A 17,005-nucleotide genomic window follows, 5' to 3' on the forward strand; every position below is an offset into this window, starting at 1 on the left:
GTCGACCTGAGCGTGACGCCCGTCGTGTCATGGCGCTGGAGAGTCGACCAGGCGATCCCGGGCGCCGACAACCGGGTGGGCGACAAGGAGGATTCGCCGGCGCGGCTGGTGTTTTTCTTCGACGGCAACACATCGTCGCTGCCGTTCGGCGATCGGGCGGCCATGGCGCTCGCCAAGGCGGGGGGCAAAGACCTGCCCTATGCCACGCTGATGTATATCTGGTCCAACGATGCCGCGCCGGGCGGTGTCATCCAGAACCCGCACACCGATCGGGTGCAGATGCTCGTGGTGGCGGGCGGCAATGCGTCGCTCGGCAAGTGGCAAACGTTCTCGCGCAACGTGGCGGCGGACTACGAACGCATCTACCGGGAGAAGCCGGGCAAGCTGCTCGGCTATGGCATCTTTACCGACAGCGACAACACGCACGCCAGCGCGCACGCCTGGTATGGCGACGTTCGGTTCGGCGCGGGAAAGTGACGCCACGGCGTGCGCCGCGCGCAGGGCGATGTCGCGAGACATTCCGCGCCCGGTTTTATCTGCCGACACCGATTCGAGAGGCGGCGACCATGCCGTCGAAAAAATCCCGGAAAGCCCCGTCTGACGGGGCCTTTGCGCTATTACAACAGTCACTTGCGTGCTACGCTATCTCGCCTAGAATCTGAGCCAGAGTTTGTCGACGGGCTCATTGCTGTTCACGCCTCTCACCGCCCCGCGAGCGCCATGCAAAAGAATCGCCAGCCCAAGGACGTTACGTTCGCTTCCAGTCCGGTATTGCAGTCGCGCATGTCGATGTGGCGCTCCAAGTTCGTCGTCATCACGATCACCCTCGCGTTCATCGGACTGGTCGCACGAGCGTTCTGGATTGCCGGCCCGGGCAATAGTTTCTATATCGCGCAGGGTGAAAAGCGATACGAGCACACCATCGTCATGCCTGCGGTGCGCGGCAAGATCGAGGATCGCGACGGCCGCGTACTCGCAACCAGCCTGCCGATGCGCACCATCTGGGCGGTACCGGCCGAGGTGCCGGACGACTTGTCCGACAGTGCCCTGCAGAAGGCCAGCAAACTGCTCGACATTCCCGCGAAGGAACTGCGCGCCAAGCTCATCGGCGAGAAGAAGTTCGTCTATGTGAAGCGTCAGGTCTCGCCGGAGATCGGCAAACAGATGGAAGTCCTGGGCATCCCCGGCGTGTACGAAAGCAGCGAATACAAGCGCTTCTACCCCGAAGGCGAAGTCGCGGCGCATGTGGTGGGCTTCACCAATGTCGAAGACAAGGGCCAGGAAGGCATGGAGCTGGGCGAGGAGCCCTTGCTCGAGGGCAAGGCGGGCGTGCGACGCGTCATCAAGGACCGCATCGGCCGGACCATTCAGGACCTCGACGACTCCAGCCCGCCGCGAGACGGCAAGGACATTCGCCTGACGCTGGATACACGTGTGCAGTACATCGCCTACGAGGCGTTGAAGAATGCACTGGAACGCACGGGGGCGAAAGCGGCGATGGCGGTCGTCATCGATGCCAAGTCCGGTCAGGTGCTGGCGCTGGCCAACTTGCCGACCTACAACCCGAACGACCGAGCGCATTTGACGGGCGAGCAATTGCGCAACCGCGTGTTCACGGATGTCTTCGAACCGGGCTCGATTCTCAAGCCGTTCACCATGGCGCTGGCGTTGGACCTGCATCGGCTCACGCCGACCACGCTCATTGACACGGGGCCCGGGCGATACGTCTTCGAAGGCGCGACCATCAGCGACGACAGCGCGAATGGCGTGTTGACGGCGGCGGGTGTCATTCAGAAGTCGAGCAACATCGGCATGACCAAGGTGTCGACGATGTTGCGGGCGGAGGAAATGTGGGACATGTTCACCGAGATCGGACTGGGTCAGCAGCCGAAGCTGGGGTTCCCGGGGGCGGTATCGGGGCGTTTGCGTCCGTACAAATCGTGGCGGCGGATCGAGCAGGCGACGATGGCGTACGGTTACGGGATCTCGGCGTCGCTGTTCCAGTTGGCGCGCGCGTACACGATCTTTGCCAACGATGGGGTGCTCGTGCCCATCACCATCATCAAGCCGGATACGCCGGTGCAGCCCGAGGGCGTGCGGGTGATCGACGCGCACACGGCGGCTGAAATGCGTCAGATGCTGGCGGGCGTGGTCGATACGGGCGGGACGGCCACGACGGCGCAGGTCGCCGGTTACAGCATTGGCGGCAAGACCGGCACGGCTTACAAGGCGGGCGCGCACGGATACGATCACTCGAAGTATCGGGCATCGTTCGTGGGGATCGCGCCGTTGTCGGCACCGCGCCTGGTGATTGCGGTATCGGTGGATGAGCCGAAGGCGTCGCAGCACTTTGGCGGTCAGGCGGCGGGACCGGCGTTTGCGGAGATTGCATCGCAGGCGTTGCCGCTGCTGGGGATTCGTCCGGATCTGCCGGTGCGGCCCGGGGTGATCCTCGCCGCGCCGACGTCGGATACGCCGCCGGATGATAAGGCGGCGTCGCACGGATAGGGCTTTGTGGGCTTGATATCGGTTCGTAGCGTCTCGTAGTGCCTCGTAGCTCCGTGTTGCGCCCGTATGTCTTGATGCGCCCGTATGTCCTGATGCGCCCGGTCGCTTCCAACGCCAGCGGTAAATCGGGTTGGGGGCCGCCCGCGGCACTCCAATGCCTGTTAAGTCGCACCGCGGGCGGCCCCCAACCCGATACGTCAATGCACACGATGCGACGCCCCCGTCGGGCGACCGAGGTGGCTGGTAAAACAGGACGCGTGAGCGAACCGTGCCGCCGCCCCCGATCCGTCAACGATTGCGATGCGACGCCCCCATGGGACAACCAAGGCGGGTGGTGAGACAGGATGCGTGAGCGACGCTTGCCGGTGCCCTGACGGAGCGACTTTAAAGTGGAGCGCAGTCAGGGTACCGGCAAGCGTCGCGGGTATGGGGGATTGCGGGGGCGTTGGGGGTGAATGAGCGGGCGGTGTCGACGGATCGGGAAGGTGTGAGCAAAAAAGGCGGTTCGATGACTCGAACTGCCTTTTTTGCGTACTGAGGCGCCAAACGGCACGCACAAGCCCGTGCCCCCCGGCAACGCGTCGAATCATTCACCGAAACCGGTTAGCGAGTCGGCTCGGAAATCGGCTGGAAGGCCGCCCCTCGAAAGCGCCCCAAAAAGAAAAAGGCGGCCCCGAAACCGGCGCCGCCTTTCTCTCACTTGTCCGAAGAAACGCAGACAAGTTCTGAAGAAGCCTTACATCCCCGGCATCATCAGTGTGTTGGCGTTGTGCATGATCCACAGCGAGCCGACCAGCACGATGGACACGATCAGGATCGTGAACGCGAAGGCCATCACGTTCCAGCGCTGTTCCGACGAACGGTCCATGTGCAGGAAGTAGATCAGATGGACGATGATCTGCACGAGGGCCGCGCCGAGAATCAGCGGCAGCACCGTCGACGGCGGCATCGTGCCATCCATCACCAGCTTGAACGGCACGACCGTGAGGATCACCGCGAGTACGAAGCCGATCAGGTACGACTTCACGCTGCCGTGGCTACCCCCGGCCGCATTGTGGCCAGCGTCGTGGCCGTGCGATTGCACCGATTTCGTATTGCTCATTTACATCGCTCCCATCAGGTACACGACCGTGAACACGCCAATCCACACCACGTCCAAGAAGTGCCAGAACAGCGACAGGCATTGCAGGCGCGTGGTGGTGGTCGAGTTCAGACCCTTCTTGCCGATCTGGAACATCAGCACGGCCATCCACAGCAGGCCCGAGGCCACGTGCAGACCGTGGGTGCCCACCAGGGCAAAGAACGACGACAGGAAACCGCTACGGTTCGGGCCCGCACCTTCCAGAATCAGATGGTGGAACTCATACAGTTCCATCGCGATAAACCCGGCACCCAGCAACCAGGTCACCGCCAGCCAGCCCAGTACCGTGCTCTTCTTGCCGTTGTGCAGCCCCACCATGGCAAAGCCATAGGTGATCGACGAGAACAACAGGATGAACGTTTCGACCAGCACGAACTTCAGGTCGAACAGTTCCTTGCCCGTCGGGCCGCCCGCAGACGAGTCACGCAACACCGCAAAGGTGGCGAACAGGCCGGCGAACAGCACCAGGTCGGTCATCAGGTACACCCAGAAACCGAAGATCGTGTTGCCACCGGTGTCGTGGTGCGCGTGGTCGTGCGCATGCGCATCGGCATGCGCGCCAGAGTGTTTGAGAACTTCGCTCGTCATGATTAAGCCTTTGCTGCTGCGGCCAGTGCCTGATGGTGAGCCGTTTCAATGGCCACCACTTCCGGCGACTGCACGTAGTAGTCGATCGAATCGTCGTTGCTGCGGCAGATGAAGGTCACGATCATGCCGACGAAGCCGACGATGGCCAGCCACCAGATGTGCCAGATGGCCGCGAAACCGAACACCAGCGAGAACGCACTGATGATGAAACCGGCGCCGGTATTCTTCGGCATGTGGATCGGTGCGTAGCTTGTCTTCAGATCGCCCTTGATGCCGTGGGCCTTGCGATAGGCCAGCTCGTCGATGTCATGCACGCGCGGCTCTTCGGCAAAGTTGTAGAACTGCGGCGGCGACGACGTCATCCACTCCAGCGTACGGCCGTTCCAGGGATCGCCCGTCGTGTCGGCCAGCGCCTTGCGGTTCTTGATCGAGACGACCAGTTGCAGCACCTGGAAACCGATACCGGCGGCGATGAACAGTGCCCCCACCCACGCGGCGATCAGCCACGGCTGCCACGCAGCGTTTTCGTAGTGGTTCAGGCGACGGGTCATGCCCATCAGGCCCAGCACGTACAGCGGCATGAACGCGAGGTAGAAGCCGATCAGCCAGCACCAGAAGCTTGCCTTGCCCAGACGCTCGTCGAGCTTGAAGCCGAAGGCCTTCGGGAACCAGTAGTTCATCCCGGCGATGTAACCGAACAGCACGCCACCGATGATCACGTTGTGGAAGTGAGCAATCAGGAACAGCGAGTTGTGCAGCACGAAGTCGGCGCCCGGCACGGCCAGCAGCACCCCCGTCATGCCACCGATCACGAACGTGACGATGAAGCCCAGCGTCCACAGCACCGGCACGGTCATTTGTACGCGACCGCGGTACATCGTGAAAAGCCAGTTGAAGATCTTCACGCCGGTCGGGATCGAGATGATCATCGTCGCGATACCGAAGAACGCGTTCACGTTGGCACCCGAGCCCATCGTGAAGAAGTGGTGCGCCCACACGAGGAACGACAGCACCATGATCGCAGCCGTGGCGTACACCATCGACTTGTAGCCGAACAGCTTCTTGCCCGAAAACGTCGAGATGATCTCCGAGAACATACCGAACGCCGGCAGAATCAGGATGTACACCTCCGGGTGACCCCAGATCCAGATCAGGTTGATGTACATCATCGGATTGCCGCCCAACTCATTCGTAAAGAAATGGAAGTCGAGGTAGCGGTCGAGCGATAGCAGCGCCAGCGTCACCGTCAGCACCGGGAACGCGGCGCACACCAGCACCATCGTGCACAGCGAGGTCCACGTGAAGACCGGCATCTTCATCAGGTTCATGCCCGGCGCACGCATCTTCAGAATCGTGACGACGAAGTTCACACCCGTGAGCAACGTCCCCAGACCCGAGATCTGCAAGGCCCAGATGTAGTAATCCACCCCCACGCCCGGACTGTATTGAATGCCCGAGAGCGGCGGGTAAGCCAGCCAGCCCGTGCGCGCGAATTCACCCACGCCCAGCGACAGGTTCACCAGCGCTGCGCCGGCCACGAACAGCCAGAACGAGAGCGTGTTCAGGAACGGGAATGCCACGTCGCGGGCGCCGATCTGCAGCGGCACCACGAGGTTGACGAGACCCGTCATGAACGGCATCGCCACGAAGAAGATCATGATCACGCCGTGGGCGGTGAAGATCTGGTCGTAGTGCTCCGGCGGGAGAATGCCCGGCGAGTTGTGCGCGAGCATGAGCTGCGTACGCATCATCAAGGCGTCGGCAAAGCCGCGCAGCAGCATAACGAGCGCGACGAGCACGTACATGATGCCGATCTTCTTGTGATCGACCGACGTGACCCATTCGTTCCACAGGTACTTCCACTTGCCGAAGTAGGTGAGCAGCCCAATGATGCCCAGCCCCCCCAGCACCATCATGCCGACCGCGCCGACGATGATCGGCTCGTGGTACGGGATGGCTTCGAGAGTCAGTTTGCCAAACAGCGTTGACATTGTTGTTTACTCCTTGTGCGCGTGCGCAGACGCACCGGCGTGCATCGCGTGCGCGCCGGCATTGTCCATGGCCATGGTCATCGCGGCGGCCGGTGCCGTCGCGGTGTCGTTGGCCGCACCCTTCATGTCCATCTTCATGTCCATGCCCTTCATGTCCATGGCACCGTGGTTCTCATGGCCGTCCTGCTGCTGGGCCATGCCGGATGCCATCGGGGCGTGCACGATCGACTGGAACAGGTTCGCGTCGACCGAGCTGTAGTACGTGACCGGCGTGTTCTCGCTCATCGGCACGAGCGATGCGTAGGCGTCGCGGTCGAGCACCTTCTTCGACTCGCGCACCTTCGTCACCCATTGCTCGAAGTCGTTGTCGGTCATCGCCAACGTCTTGAAACGCATGCCCGAGAAGCCGCCGCCGCTGTAGTTCGCCGAAATGCCGTCGTACGCACCGACGTGGTTGGCGATCAAGTGCAGCTTCGTCTGCATACCGGCCATCGAGTAGACCTGGCTACCCAATTGCGGAATGAAGAACGAGTTCATGATCGATTCCGACGTGATCTTGAAATTCACGGGGGTATCGACCGGAACGGCCAACTCGTTGATCGACGCAATCCCTTGCTCCGGGTAGATGAACAACCACTTGTAGTTCATCGACACCACTTCGACCGTGATCGGCTTCACATCGCTTTGCAGCGGCTTGTAAGGATCGAGTTCGTGGGTGGAGACCCAGGTGATGCGCGCGAGGATCGCAATGATGATGATCGGCACGAGCCAGACCACGACCTCGATGGCCGTGGAGTGCGACCAGTTCGGTTCGTAGCGGGCCGCCTTGTTGCTCGCGCGATATTTCCACGCAAACCACAGCGTCATCAAGATGACCGGAATCACGACGATCAGCATCAGCCAGGTGGCCGTGAGAATCAGGGATTTGGTCTCTTCTCCGATCTGCCCCTTGGGGTTGAGAACGGCCATGTCGCAGCCAGCCAAAAGCAGCGGCGAGCACAGGGCGAGGAGCCTTAGCAATCGCGGGTTTCTGTGTTTCTTCATGTCACACGACAGGGTTGAGTTGGCCAACGAACGGCGCAACACGGGCTTACCGGCCTGATGCAGGGTCGCAGGAGGTTGGCAAGGGTTAAGGTGAGACGGGAGCAGTCGCCGCGCCGATATTGCACCGGCCGAACTACGACGACTGTGTCATCGAAAAGACGGGAACCGGGGCGGGTTGCCGCCCCGAAGACCTCAAGTCACTGCCCGACTTCTTGTCTTTTACTTCCATCACGGTGCGGCATTATGCCGAAGTTTAATTAGGCCGGACATCGCACACACACCGGCGCGACAATGTGTCGCGCAGCCCTCACGCATACGCGCGCGACGTTTTCAAAGCAGATCGGCACGTGTTTGGCGGTAAACGCTGTGCAATGCAGCAATTCGGGAAGGTTCTTAGATTTCAAGAGGTGCGACGTTGTGTCGCACCTCCATTTGCCGTGTCGCAGCGAAACGCACCGAATTGGTGCATCGAGAGGAAGGGAAGGCAGCTGAGGACGTTGGCCCGGCGTTTCAATCCAGCGACAGGCGCACGGCGAACGCCAAGAGCGCCGCGCCGAACGACCAGCGTTGGACTTTTTGTGCCAGCGGACGGGTGCGCAGCCAGCGGGCGATGCGGGCGGCACCGAAGGCGAGCGTCACGTCGAAGATCGCACCCACGACCAGCAGCAGTACACCCAGTTCGAGCACCTGCGACCACATGGGCCCGGCTTCGGCGCGGACAAACTGGGGCAGCAGCACCGAACAGAACAGCAGCGCCTTCGGATTGAGCACGCTGGAGAGCACACCGCGCCGCACGGCATGCGCGAGCGGCGGTGCAGCGTCGGTCGGCGCGGCCGCGGCCTCGATGCCGAACGCCGGAGAACGCCAGATCTGGATCGCCACCCACGCCAGATAGATCGCGCCCGCGATGCGCACCGTCTCGAAGAGCCACGGCGCCGAACGCAACAACGCCGCCACGCCGCAGGCCGAGAGCGTTACGTGCCCGGCACGCGCCAGCGCCAAGCCGGCCGCCGTCGCCAATCCGTGCCGCACCCCTCGCGTCATGCTCGTCTGCATGACGAGCGCCATATCCGGGCCCGGCAACGCGTAGACGACGATCAACGCACCGACGAAGACGGTGAGCAACTGCAGCGAAACCATGATTTTCCCCTGACGGCCGCAATGGCGGAAACGAACCTCATGATCTCGCTATTCAACGAGCGATACACAGCGTTTTTCACTCACAATTCTTTAATAATTTAGCTTATTTCACCAATAAAGTGCATTTCACATTGGAGTCTCACCAAGTTAGAGGTCACACCCGCGACAATCAACCTAATCCGGAAGGATGAGGGCAACACTTTCCGGAAATTGCAGATCGTGGTGGAATGCCATCTTTGTAGTAGCTTTCGTAGCGGGATACTCATCATGAACGAACTCGACGCCATCGATCGGGCGATTCTCTCCATCGTCCAGCGCGATGGCCGCATTTCCAACGCCCGGCTCGCCGAACGTGTGTCGCTGTCCGAAACACCCTGTGCGCGACGTCTGAAACGGCTCGAAGCCGAGGGCTATATCACCAGCTATCGGGCAGAACTTTCGAACCGCGCGCTGGGGCTGGGCGTGACGGCATTCGTGCATGTGCGCTTCGCCGTGCATGACCGCGCGCTGTCCGAGCAGTTCGAGCGCGAAGTCCAGGCCATCGAGCGCATCGTGTCGTGCCACAACATCTCCGGCAGCGCCGATTACCTGCTGGAGGTGGTTGCCACGGATCTCGACGATTACGGCATGTTTACGCGCGACGTGCTGCGCGCCCTGCCCGGCGTCTCGTCAATCGAATCGATGCTGTCGCTGCGAGAAGTCAAACGCGATACCGGTGCGCCGTTGCTCTAATCCGACTCTCGGCGGCGTGGCGCGCATTTGCCCGTAGAATGGCGGACTGACTCGACTTAGCAGACCTCAGGTGCCTCATGCCGGACGCCACGCCCGTCGTACCCTCCCAGCCGACCTCCCTGCCGCGCAATGCGCTCGGGGCCAGCGCCGCCAACGATGACGCCCTGATGTTCGATCTCGCGCCCGTTTCGCTCTGGCTCGAGGACTTCAGCGGTGTGAGGCAACTGTTCGACGAATGGCGCGCGCAAGGGGTCACCGACCTGCGCGCCCACTTCAGGATCGACCCGGCGCACGTCGCCGCTTGCTCGCGGCGCATTCGTGTCATCAAGGTCAATCGACGAACGTTGTCGATGTTCAACGCCCCATCGCTCGACGCGCTCGTGGCCGGCCTGCCGCGCATCTTCCGCGACGACATGCTCAAGACCCACATCGAAGAGCTTTGCCAGTTGTGGGACGGCCGTACACACTTCACGAGCAAGACGGTCAACTACACGCTCGATGGCCGGCGTCTCGATGTGCTCCTGAACGGCTCGGTCCTGCCCGGGCACGAAGCCACGCTGGGACGCGTGCTGATCTCGCTGGAAAACGTGACCGAACTCGAACACGCCCGCGAGCGCGTGACGATGGGCGAGCAATACGCACGCGGGCTGTTCGAATACTCGCCAGTCTCGCTTTGGGTCGAGGATTTCAGCGCCATCAAGTTGTTGCTCGACGACGCCCGTGCGCGTGGCATCACGGACTTCCGCACGTTTACCGACGTTCACCCCGAATTCGTGGAACGGTGCATGACCGAGATCCACGTGCTCGACGTGAATCGCCATACGCTCGCGATGTTCGTCGCGCCCGACAAGGCCTCGCTGCTCGCCCGCCTGCCCGAAGTGTTCCGCGACGACATGCGACACAATTTCCGCGAGCAGTTGGTCGACCTGTGGGAGAACAAGCTGTTCCAGCAGCGCGAAGTCGTCAACTACGCGCTCGATGGCAACGAGATCAACGTTCATCTGCAATTCGCGGTGCTGCCCGGTCACGAGGCGCGCTGGGACCTGGTGCTCGTGGCGCTCACTGACATCACCGCGCGCAAGAAGGCCGAGTCGTATCTCGAATTCCTCGGCAAGCACGACGTGCTGACCAAGCTGCGCAACCGCTCGTTCTATGTCGACGAACTCAATCGGCTGGAGCGCAAGGGGCCCTATCCGGTGACGGTGATCGTCGCCGACCTGAACGGCCTGAAGACCGTGAACGATCAGCTAGGGCACGCCGCAGGCGACGCGCTGCTACGCCGTGCGGGCGAGGTGTTGGGCAAAGCGGTCACCGCCCCGCAGATCGCGGCGCGCATCGGCGGTGACGAATTCGCGTTGCTGCTGCCCTCCACCGATGCGACGAGTGGCGCGACGCTGATCGAGAGCATTCGCCAACTCGTGGAGTTGAACAACTCGTTCTACCCTGGCACGGCGCTCTCCTTCTCGATGGGGATGGCGACGTGCGAGGCTGGAGAGCGGCTCGAAGCCACGACCCAACGGGCCGATTTGCTGATGTACGAAGAAAAGCGCAATCACTACGCCGGCACCATGAACGAACGGCGTGTGCTCGATGGACTGCCGTCCGGCACCGGCGAGATGAGCGGTGGCGGCAGTCGCGACTGAAGCGACTAGCGCGGCTGGAACGCGATCAGGCTCATGCCCGCTAACGCAATGGCCACACCGGCCATGTCCCACGGCGTTGGGCGCACCCCGTCCACGAGCCATAGCCACACGATCGCCACGCTGATATAAACGCCGCCGTACGCCGCATAAACACGACCGGCCGCCGACGGATGCAGCGTCAGCAGCCACGCGAAAAGCGCGAGCGACATCGCCCCCGGCACAAGCAGCCATGCGCTGCGATCGTGCTTGAGCCACAGCCAGGGCAAATAGCAGCCGACGATCTCCGCCACCGCCGTGACGACATAAAGCAGGAAGGTTTTCATCGTGCGATTATGCCCGGCGCGAATCGAATGCGTCATATCGCAGGCAACATCGACAGGCTAATCGCCGGGTGGCCTACAATGCCGCGTCTACCGGAGAAGCTCATGGAATCGTTGGAAGCACGCGTCGTCGAACTCGAAGTCAAGGCGGCGTTTCAGGAAGATTTGCTTGAAACCCTCAACGACATCGTCACGCGTCAGGAGCAGCAGCTCGATTTGCTGCAAAAGCAGATCAAGGCGCTGTACCAGCAGATGCAGTCGCAGGGACAGGGGGGAAACGATGGCAATCCACGCCATGAAGTCCCGCCGCATTATTGAACTGGATCGAACCGGATCGAACTGGCGGGCCGGTAGCGCCGTTGCGCGAAGACGAACGTGCGTGGGCACGGATTGACACGGTTCGCACGGGCAATTGCCGCACGCAGAACGATTCTGCGTCGTCCGGGTCACATCATCATCGACGATTCAGGCATGGCCGCGCCGTGCCGTGCCCGTCCCTCGGACCTTCGTAACATGACCGCTTACCGCCCGCCTCGTCGCCTCCTCCCCACCGACACCTCGGACAGTTCCGTGACCTCGCGCCGCGACGCGCTGCGCCTGACGGCGGCGGGGCTCCTCGGCCTTGCGCTCGCCCCGCTCATGCGCCCGGCCAATGCCGCGTACAACATCTGGACCGGCGAGTACACGATGACACGTCAGGACATCGAGGCGGCCGTCGGCAAGCGCTTCCCCACCACGCTCAACTACGGCCAACTGCTGTCCGTCGAACTGACGCATCCAAAAATCGGCTTCAACCCGCAGGCCAATCGCGTCATCACGCAGATCGACGCGCAATTGCAGAACGTCTTGCTGCAAGGCCAGCCGCTCGCTGGCGTGCTGAGCCTGTCGAGCGCGCTGAAATACGACCCGGTCAAACGCGCCGTGTTGCTCGACAACCCGAACGTCGAGCGTGTGGATGTGAACGGCATGCCCCCGGCATACGACCAACAATTGACGGCCATTGGCGGCTCTCTCGCCCAGCAAGTACTCAATCAGTATCCGATCTATACATTCAAACCCGAGCAATTGCGTTATGGCGGACGCGATGTCGAGCCGGGCGCCATCACCGTGCTGTCCGACGGCATCAAGGTCGAAGTCAAAACGAAGTGACAGGATCGCGCGCCGTGTCGCAAAAGAACAAGGGCAGCCCGCGGGCTGCCCTTGCCTTATGCCGCAGGGTTCTCCGGCGTCGCGCTTGCGCGTGAGACCGGGAACGCCACGAACTCAGACCACCGTCAGCGTCACGTCGATGTTGCCACGCGTGGCGTTCGAGTACGGGCACACGATGTGTGCCTTCTGTACCAGCGCTTCGACCGTCGCGCGATCCACGCCCGGCACGCTGATCTTCAGTTCCGCCTGAATGCCGAAGCCCGTCGGGATCTGGCCGATTCCGACGCTTCCGTCGATCTTCGTGTCGGCGGGCAGCGCAATCTTTTCCTTGCCCGCCACGAACTTCAGCGCGCCCAGGAAGCAGGCCGAGTAACCCGCGGCAAACAGTTGTTCCGGATTCGTGCCGCCAACGCCCGCGCCGCCCATTTCCTTGGGTACAACCAGCTTGACGTCAAGCACGCCGTCGGACGACACGGCACGGCCATCACGGCCTCCGGTCGCGGTGGCATGGGCGGTGTACAGCACTTTTTCGATCGACATAACGAACTCCTGGTGAGTAGAGAATTTCACTTCCAAACTTCGATCGCCCCAGCCCGGCACACCTTCCCGGTGTTGCCTTCCGGCCCGACGACCCCTCTGACATCCGCTGGCCGGCTCGTGCGAGCCGGCGTCAACTCAAGCGACGCCGCACACCGACGCCACCACATCCTCCAGGCGCGACGGCGCCCGGAACAAACGGGAAGCCATCACGCTCCCCTGAAACCCGGCAAACAGCGCACGCGCAGTACTATCGGGCGACGACGTCAGCGTGAGCGAACCGTCTGCCACGCCCTGGGCCAGCACACGTGCCAACCACGCTTCGTGATACGCGAAGAATCGCTGCACCGCTTCGCGAACCGTCTCCGGCAGCGTTTCGATGTCGGCCGCCAGCATGCCGCACAGACAGATCCGATGCCCGTCGGCCGCGATGCGCCCGAATCCTCGCGCATACAACGCCAGCTTCTGCGCAGGCGGCAGTGCCTCGTCGATGCCCGCCAGCCCTTCCTTGATCAACGCGTCGTAAGCCTTGATGGCTTCGAGTACGAGATCTTCCTTGGCCGGGAAGTAATAGTGGATGCTCGACGTCTTGACCCCGACTTGCTCAGCGAGATCCCGATAGCTGAAGCCGTTGTAGCCCCGCGTCATCAGGAACCGCTGCGCATGCTCGAGCAGTTGTTCCTTGACGGTCGGTGTCGTTGGCGATGTATGTGTGCGATTCATGAAACGAACTTTATCTACCAGTAGATAGATAGTCAAGCCGTTTTGTCCGATCGATCGATGGATTTTTTCAATGAAGGCCATAGTCGGGACGCCACTCCCCCCTGCCATGCGCGGCGCCCAAGACGACAAACAGCGAATCTTGCGAGCCGCTGTTCCATGAATGGCCAAATCTCGCCAGGTGTCCGACGTCGCTCAGAAGTCGATCTTCGCGTTCAGGCTGACCATGCGCGGGTCGGCCGGCTTGATGTAGTTGTCGTACTGATATTCCCAATACTTGCGGTTGGTCAGGTTGCTCACCGCCGCGCGCAGCGTCACGTCCTTACCTGCGACGCGCGTGCGGTAGGTTGCGCCGAGGTTGATCAACGTATAGCCCGAGACGGTCAGCGAGTTCTGCGGATTGAGCGCCGTGCGACCGTTGTAGCGAATATCGCCCCCGACCGACAGACCCGGCACGTAAGGCACCTTGTACTCGACGTTGCCCGAGAGCACGAAGCGCGGCGCGCCGCCCACCCGGTTGCCGTCGAAACCGTTCGTACGGGCGTACCAACTATCGAGCGCCATGGCGCTGGCGCCGAGCGTCCACCGTGGCCCCAGCTTCACCGCCCCGGCCAACTCGATCCCCTGGTAGATCGACTGGCCGTCCGAGACGCGTGCGTTGGCGCTGTTCGTGTACACCGCACCCCGCTCAATGCGGAAGAGCGCTGCCGTCGTGCTCCACGTGGACTGCTCCGTCTTCACGCCAACCTCATACTGGCGGCTCTTGAACGGGTTGAGTACCGCGCCCGCGTTGGCGTAGGTCGACCCCACCACTTCGCCAGCCTCCAGCGCTTCCACATAGCTGGCGTATGCCGTCGCGTTCGGCGCGAGCTTGTACATGACGGCGAGTGTCGGCGTGAACACACCGTTCGTCGAGTAGGTCGAGATCCCTTGCGCGTTCGTCTGATTGTAGTTAGTGAAGCGCGCGCCGCCGAGCACCGACAGTCGATCCGTGATCTGTACCGTGTCGGAGGCGAAGACCGAGCGCTGTTCAATGGCGCTGGCGCGTTGCGCCTGGAGCGTCGAGCCGTCGCCAAAGAACTGATACGACGCCCCCTGGTACAGATTGCCCGAGTATGTCGAGAAGGGAACATACGCGTTCGCGGTGACCGGGCTGTACAGATACGCGTAGTCGTTCGTCTGATACTGCGATGCGTAGCCGAACGTGAGCTGGTGCGCGAGCGGCCCCGTACGAACCTTGCCCTCGGCCGCCACCTGCCACGCGTGGAACGTATTGATTTCGTCGCCCAGATCGTTCAGGCCACGGAAGTCGCCTGCGCCGTTGAGCAGATAGAGCGTGGCTTCGTTACGGTCGCGCGTCGACTTGTTGTAGGCGAAGTTGGCCGACACCTTCCAGTCCGGATTCAACTGATATTGCAGGCCGGTCGTGTAGAACTGCGTGATGGTGTTCAGATGCGTGGCCTGCGTCTGAAGATTCGCGTTCGACACATTGATCGGCCCCGGCAACTGATGGCCCTGGAAGGACGCCGTCGAGAGCGAGGGCGTGGTGCCTGTCGCCCGGCGATCCTGGTACATCGCGCCGAAGTTCCACGTCAGGTCGGGCGTCAAACGTGCGTCGAGCGCGAGCGACACCGTGTCGCGATTCAGATTGCCGTCCGAATAGGTGCGGCCTTCCTCGTGCGTGTAATTCAGCCGGGCGCCGAACATGTCGTTCGGCCCGGCACGCCCCCCGAGATCGACATGCTCGCGCCAGATGCCGTTCGAATGGAAACCGACATCGATGCTGGCGATGCGCTCGTCCGTCGGCTTTTTCGTCACATAGTTGACGACACCGCCCGGGGCAACGAAGCCGTACATGAAACCGGACAACCCCTTGAGCAGTTCCAAGCGGTCGAACTGCTCGTACGGCATCGTCACGCCGTAGGTCATCACGGGCATCCCGTCGAGCTTGAAGCCGGATTGCCAGTCGATCGGCATGCCGCGCACATAGATGTAGCCGGCCCAGGCATCGAAGGCGTTGCTGCCGTCGGTCACCGAGGCGTCGGTCGAGAACACGTCGCCAAGCTTCGCGGGTTGGCGTTGTTCGAGCTGCTCCTGGCTGACCACCGTTGTGGAGAACGGCGTATCGAGCTGGCTGCGCGAGCCAAGCGCGCCGGATTGCACTGGCTGCTTGAGGTTCTGCGGCGTTTCACGCAGGGCCGAGCCGGTCACCGTTGTGGCCTGGAGCGTGGCTTGGGCATCGGCGTCGGTTGTCGTTCCATCCGTGGACGTGGCCGCCATCGACTGGGCGATGGCCGGTGCGGCGACAAAGGCCAGGAGTGCGGCCAGCGCGAGCGGCGCCAGACGGCTTCGGGGAACGACGACGTTGCCCGTAGCGGTGCGGCCAGCCTCCCCCGAGGCGCCGTGATGGTAAGCGAAGGTCATGCTGCAAATCCCGAGTGACGGTTTGAAATATTTATTGAATGCGAATCGTTAACATTATCATTCAAAGATCGGAATATTAACAAACGTTCACGTATCGTCAACAAGTGTTGAAGATCGGCGTCGCGGGACAACACGGAAATACAACATTTCCATCCCATACAGGAAGGGAATGTTGGCAAACGACGCTGCCGGACAGTTGCCGCGGCGGTGGTTTCGGGGCGGTGGTCTGACCGGCGCATCGGAAACCGTGTCAAATAGGCTAGTATTGCGGCACTGTCGCCGACCGAGCGGCTAATTGACTGGACCGCCGACCCTCATCCGGGGCGCGCGTGCAATGTGGTATGGACCTCGACGCCATTGATCTGAAGATTTTGCGGGAGCTGCAAGCGGACGCCCGCCTCACCAACGTAGAACTCGCCTCGCGCGTGAACCTCTCGCCGTCGCCTTGCCTGGCGCGCGTGAAAGCGCTCGAAGCGGCGGGCTACATTCGCCAGCGCGTCACGCTGCTCGATCCGTCCCGGCTCGGGTTGCACATCAACGTTTTCATCCACGTCACGCTCGAAAACCAGAATCGCGACGGTCTGGATGCGTTCGAAACGGCCGTCACCGCATTGCCCAACGTCATGGAGTGCTACCTGATGTCGGGCGACGCCGATTACCTCCTGCGCGTTATGGTCAGCGACATGAGTGCCTACGAGACGCTCATCACCGATCGGCTCTCCCGCATCCCGGGCATCCGCAACATTCGCTCCAGTTTCGCGCTCAAGCAGGTCTTGTACACCACGGCCGTCCCGGTGCCCGACCGCTCCGGCGATGCCTGAGGCCGCGTCCCCCGCTACGTTCGCGACGTCCGACGCCGGCCAGCCCCCGCACGGCGGGGCCGGCCAGCAGATCGCCTTGCACGTCGCGGCCATGTTGTTCGGCGCTTCGGCACTGTTCGGCGAGCACATTGCCGCGAGCAGCGCGATGATCGTCTTCGGTCGCGGCCTCTTTTCGTGGCTTGCGCTGAGCGTCATTGCCCTCGCAGGTCTGGCGGGCATGCGCAGTGCCGCGCGGGTCGCGGGCGGC

16 protein-coding genes and 1 pseudogene are annotated in these 17,005 nt (G+C 62.2%); 8 read left to right on the forward strand and 9 right to left on the reverse strand.

All coding sequences use genetic code 11. The features are described 5' to 3' along the window. On the forward strand, positions 1–477 hold a 477-nt coding region (locus A985_RS29325), incomplete at its 5' end, for a DUF3047 domain-containing protein (RefSeq protein WP_232424631.1). 243 nt (positions 478–720) lie between these two features. Beyond that, positions 721–2,508, forward strand: coding sequence for a penicillin-binding protein 2 (locus A985_RS0115260; RefSeq protein WP_017234268.1), 1,788 nt, complete (start codon positions 721–723; stop codon positions 2,506–2,508). A gap of 736 nt (positions 2,509–3,244) precedes the next feature. Here A985_RS0115260 and A985_RS28615 read toward each other — a convergent pair. The 5 genes from A985_RS28615 to A985_RS0115285 all read right to left on the reverse strand — a co-directional run bounded on the left by A985_RS28615 (position 3,245) and on the right by A985_RS0115285 (position 8,412). After that, positions 3,245–3,610 (reverse strand): cytochrome o ubiquinol oxidase subunit IV, encoded by a 366-nt coding sequence (locus A985_RS28615; RefSeq protein ID WP_017234269.1) that lies wholly within the window; start codon positions 3,608–3,610, stop codon positions 3,245–3,247. Beyond that, on the reverse strand, positions 3,611–4,237 hold the full coding sequence (locus tag A985_RS28620; RefSeq protein WP_017234270.1) for a cytochrome o ubiquinol oxidase subunit III: 627 nt from the start codon (positions 4,235–4,237) through the stop codon (positions 3,611–3,613). 2 nt (positions 4,238–4,239) lie between these two features. Then, positions 4,240–6,219 (reverse strand): cytochrome o ubiquinol oxidase subunit I, encoded by a 1,980-nt coding sequence (gene cyoB / locus A985_RS0115275; RefSeq protein ID WP_026132005.1) that lies wholly within the window; start codon positions 6,217–6,219, stop codon positions 4,240–4,242. Positions 6,220–6,234: 15 nt separating this feature from the next. Continuing rightward, positions 6,235–7,272: a ubiquinol oxidase subunit II gene (gene cyoA, locus A985_RS25680; RefSeq protein WP_083902321.1), complete on the reverse strand. Its 1,038-nt coding sequence runs from the start codon at positions 7,270–7,272 to the stop codon at positions 6,235–6,237. A 510-nt stretch (positions 7,273–7,782) separates the two neighbouring features. Further along, a complete protein-coding gene (locus A985_RS0115285; protein ID WP_017234274.1) occupies positions 7,783–8,412 on the reverse strand; it encodes a LysE family translocator in 630 nt (209 codons plus the stop codon). Between the two features lie 267 nt (positions 8,413–8,679). Here A985_RS0115285 and A985_RS0115290 point away from each other — a divergent pair, with 267 nt between their 5' ends. Together A985_RS0115290 and A985_RS25685 are read left to right on the forward strand one after the other, a co-directional pair. Further along, positions 8,680–9,144: an Lrp/AsnC family transcriptional regulator gene (locus A985_RS0115290; RefSeq protein ID WP_017234275.1), complete on the forward strand. Its 465-nt coding sequence runs from the start codon at positions 8,680–8,682 to the stop codon at positions 9,142–9,144. A 77-nt stretch (positions 9,145–9,221) separates the two neighbouring features. Next, positions 9,222–10,787: a GGDEF domain-containing protein gene (locus A985_RS25685; protein WP_017234276.1), complete on the forward strand. Its 1,566-nt coding sequence runs from the start codon at positions 9,222–9,224 to the stop codon at positions 10,785–10,787. A 5-nt stretch (positions 10,788–10,792) separates the two neighbouring features. Here A985_RS25685 and A985_RS0115300 read toward each other — a convergent pair whose 3' ends face one another. Continuing rightward, positions 10,793–11,110 carry a YnfA family protein gene (locus tag A985_RS0115300; protein ID WP_026132006.1) on the reverse strand — a complete coding sequence of 106 codons (318 nt, stop codon included), beginning with the start codon at positions 11,108–11,110 and terminating at the stop codon, positions 10,793–10,795. A gap of 102 nt (positions 11,111–11,212) precedes the next feature. Between A985_RS0115300 and A985_RS0115305 the strand changes: the two genes are divergently transcribed. Together A985_RS0115305 and A985_RS0115310 are read left to right on the forward strand one after the other, a co-directional pair. Continuing rightward, positions 11,213–11,425: a SlyX family protein gene (locus A985_RS0115305; RefSeq protein ID WP_017234278.1), complete on the forward strand. Its 213-nt coding sequence runs from the start codon at positions 11,213–11,215 to the stop codon at positions 11,423–11,425. Between the two features lie 252 nt (positions 11,426–11,677). Further along, positions 11,678–12,256: a DUF1439 domain-containing protein gene (locus tag A985_RS0115310; protein WP_017234279.1), complete on the forward strand. Its 579-nt coding sequence runs from the start codon at positions 11,678–11,680 to the stop codon at positions 12,254–12,256. A gap of 114 nt (positions 12,257–12,370) precedes the next feature. On the opposite strand, the gene A985_RS0115315 is transcribed toward A985_RS0115310, so the two are convergent. From A985_RS0115315 to A985_RS0115325, 3 genes are all read right to left on the reverse strand, one after another. Further along, positions 12,371–12,796 carry an organic hydroperoxide resistance protein gene (locus A985_RS0115315; RefSeq protein WP_017234280.1) on the reverse strand — a complete coding sequence of 142 codons (426 nt, stop codon included), beginning with the start codon at positions 12,794–12,796 and terminating at the stop codon, positions 12,371–12,373. Positions 12,797–12,931: 135 nt separating this feature from the next. Next, complete coding sequence (locus A985_RS0115320; RefSeq protein WP_026132008.1) at positions 12,932–13,516, reverse strand: TetR/AcrR family transcriptional regulator; 585 nt, start codon at positions 13,514–13,516, stop codon at positions 12,932–12,934. 192 nt (positions 13,517–13,708) lie between these two features. Beyond that, on the reverse strand, positions 13,709–15,937 hold the full coding sequence (locus tag A985_RS0115325; RefSeq protein ID WP_017234282.1) for a TonB-dependent siderophore receptor: 2,229 nt from the start codon (positions 15,935–15,937) through the stop codon (positions 13,709–13,711). 341 nt (positions 15,938–16,278) lie between these two features. Here A985_RS0115325 and A985_RS0115330 point away from each other — a divergent pair, with 341 nt between their 5' ends. Then, a complete protein-coding gene (locus A985_RS0115330) occupies positions 16,279–16,758 on the forward strand; it encodes an Lrp/AsnC family transcriptional regulator (RefSeq protein ID WP_017234283.1) in 480 nt (159 codons plus the stop codon). Further along, positions 16,751–17,005, forward strand: a pseudogene (locus A985_RS0115335) (hypothetical protein); the annotation flags it as partial. The gene A985_RS0115330 and the pseudogene A985_RS0115335, both read left to right, overlap by 8 nt.

The sequence above is a fragment of the Pandoraea sp. B-6 genome (genome assembly GCF_000282835.1).
Taxonomy (GTDB): domain Bacteria; phylum Pseudomonadota; class Gammaproteobacteria; order Burkholderiales; family Burkholderiaceae; genus Pandoraea; species Pandoraea cepalis.

Bases quoted from the DNA above. Each gene is read 5' to 3' on its own strand.
- A985_RS0115260 (WP_017234268.1), top strand. From the start codon at position 721: ATGCAAAAGAATCGCCAGCCCAAGGACGTTACGTTCGCTTCCAGTCCG.
- A985_RS28615 (WP_017234269.1), bottom strand. From the start codon at position 3,610: ATGAGCAATACGAAATCGGTGCAATCGCACGGCCACGACGCTGGCCAC.
- A985_RS28620 (WP_017234270.1), bottom strand. From the start codon at position 4,237: ATGACGAGCGAAGTTCTCAAACACTCTGGCGCGCATGCCGATGCGCAT.
- cyoA (WP_083902321.1), bottom strand. From the start codon at position 7,272: ATGAAGAAACACAGAAACCCGCGATTGCTAAGGCTCCTCGCCCTGTGC.
- A985_RS0115285 (WP_017234274.1), bottom strand. From the start codon at position 8,412: ATGGTTTCGCTGCAGTTGCTCACCGTCTTCGTCGGTGCGTTGATCGTC.
- A985_RS0115290 (WP_017234275.1), top strand. From the start codon at position 8,680: ATGAACGAACTCGACGCCATCGATCGGGCGATTCTCTCCATCGTCCAG.
- A985_RS25685 (WP_017234276.1), top strand. From the start codon at position 9,222: ATGCCGGACGCCACGCCCGTCGTACCCTCCCAGCCGACCTCCCTGCCG.
- A985_RS0115300 (WP_026132006.1), bottom strand. From the start codon at position 11,110: ATGAAAACCTTCCTGCTTTATGTCGTCACGGCGGTGGCGGAGATCGTC.
- A985_RS0115305 (WP_017234278.1), top strand. From the start codon at position 11,213: ATGGAATCGTTGGAAGCACGCGTCGTCGAACTCGAAGTCAAGGCGGCG.
- A985_RS0115315 (WP_017234280.1), bottom strand. From the start codon at position 12,796: ATGTCGATCGAAAAAGTGCTGTACACCGCCCATGCCACCGCGACCGGA.
- A985_RS0115320 (WP_026132008.1), bottom strand. From the start codon at position 13,516: ATGAATCGCACACATACATCGCCAACGACACCGACCGTCAAGGAACAA.
- A985_RS0115325 (WP_017234282.1), bottom strand. From the start codon at position 15,937: ATGACCTTCGCTTACCATCACGGCGCCTCGGGGGAGGCTGGCCGCACC.
- A985_RS0115330 (WP_017234283.1), top strand. From the start codon at position 16,279: ATGGACCTCGACGCCATTGATCTGAAGATTTTGCGGGAGCTGCAAGCG.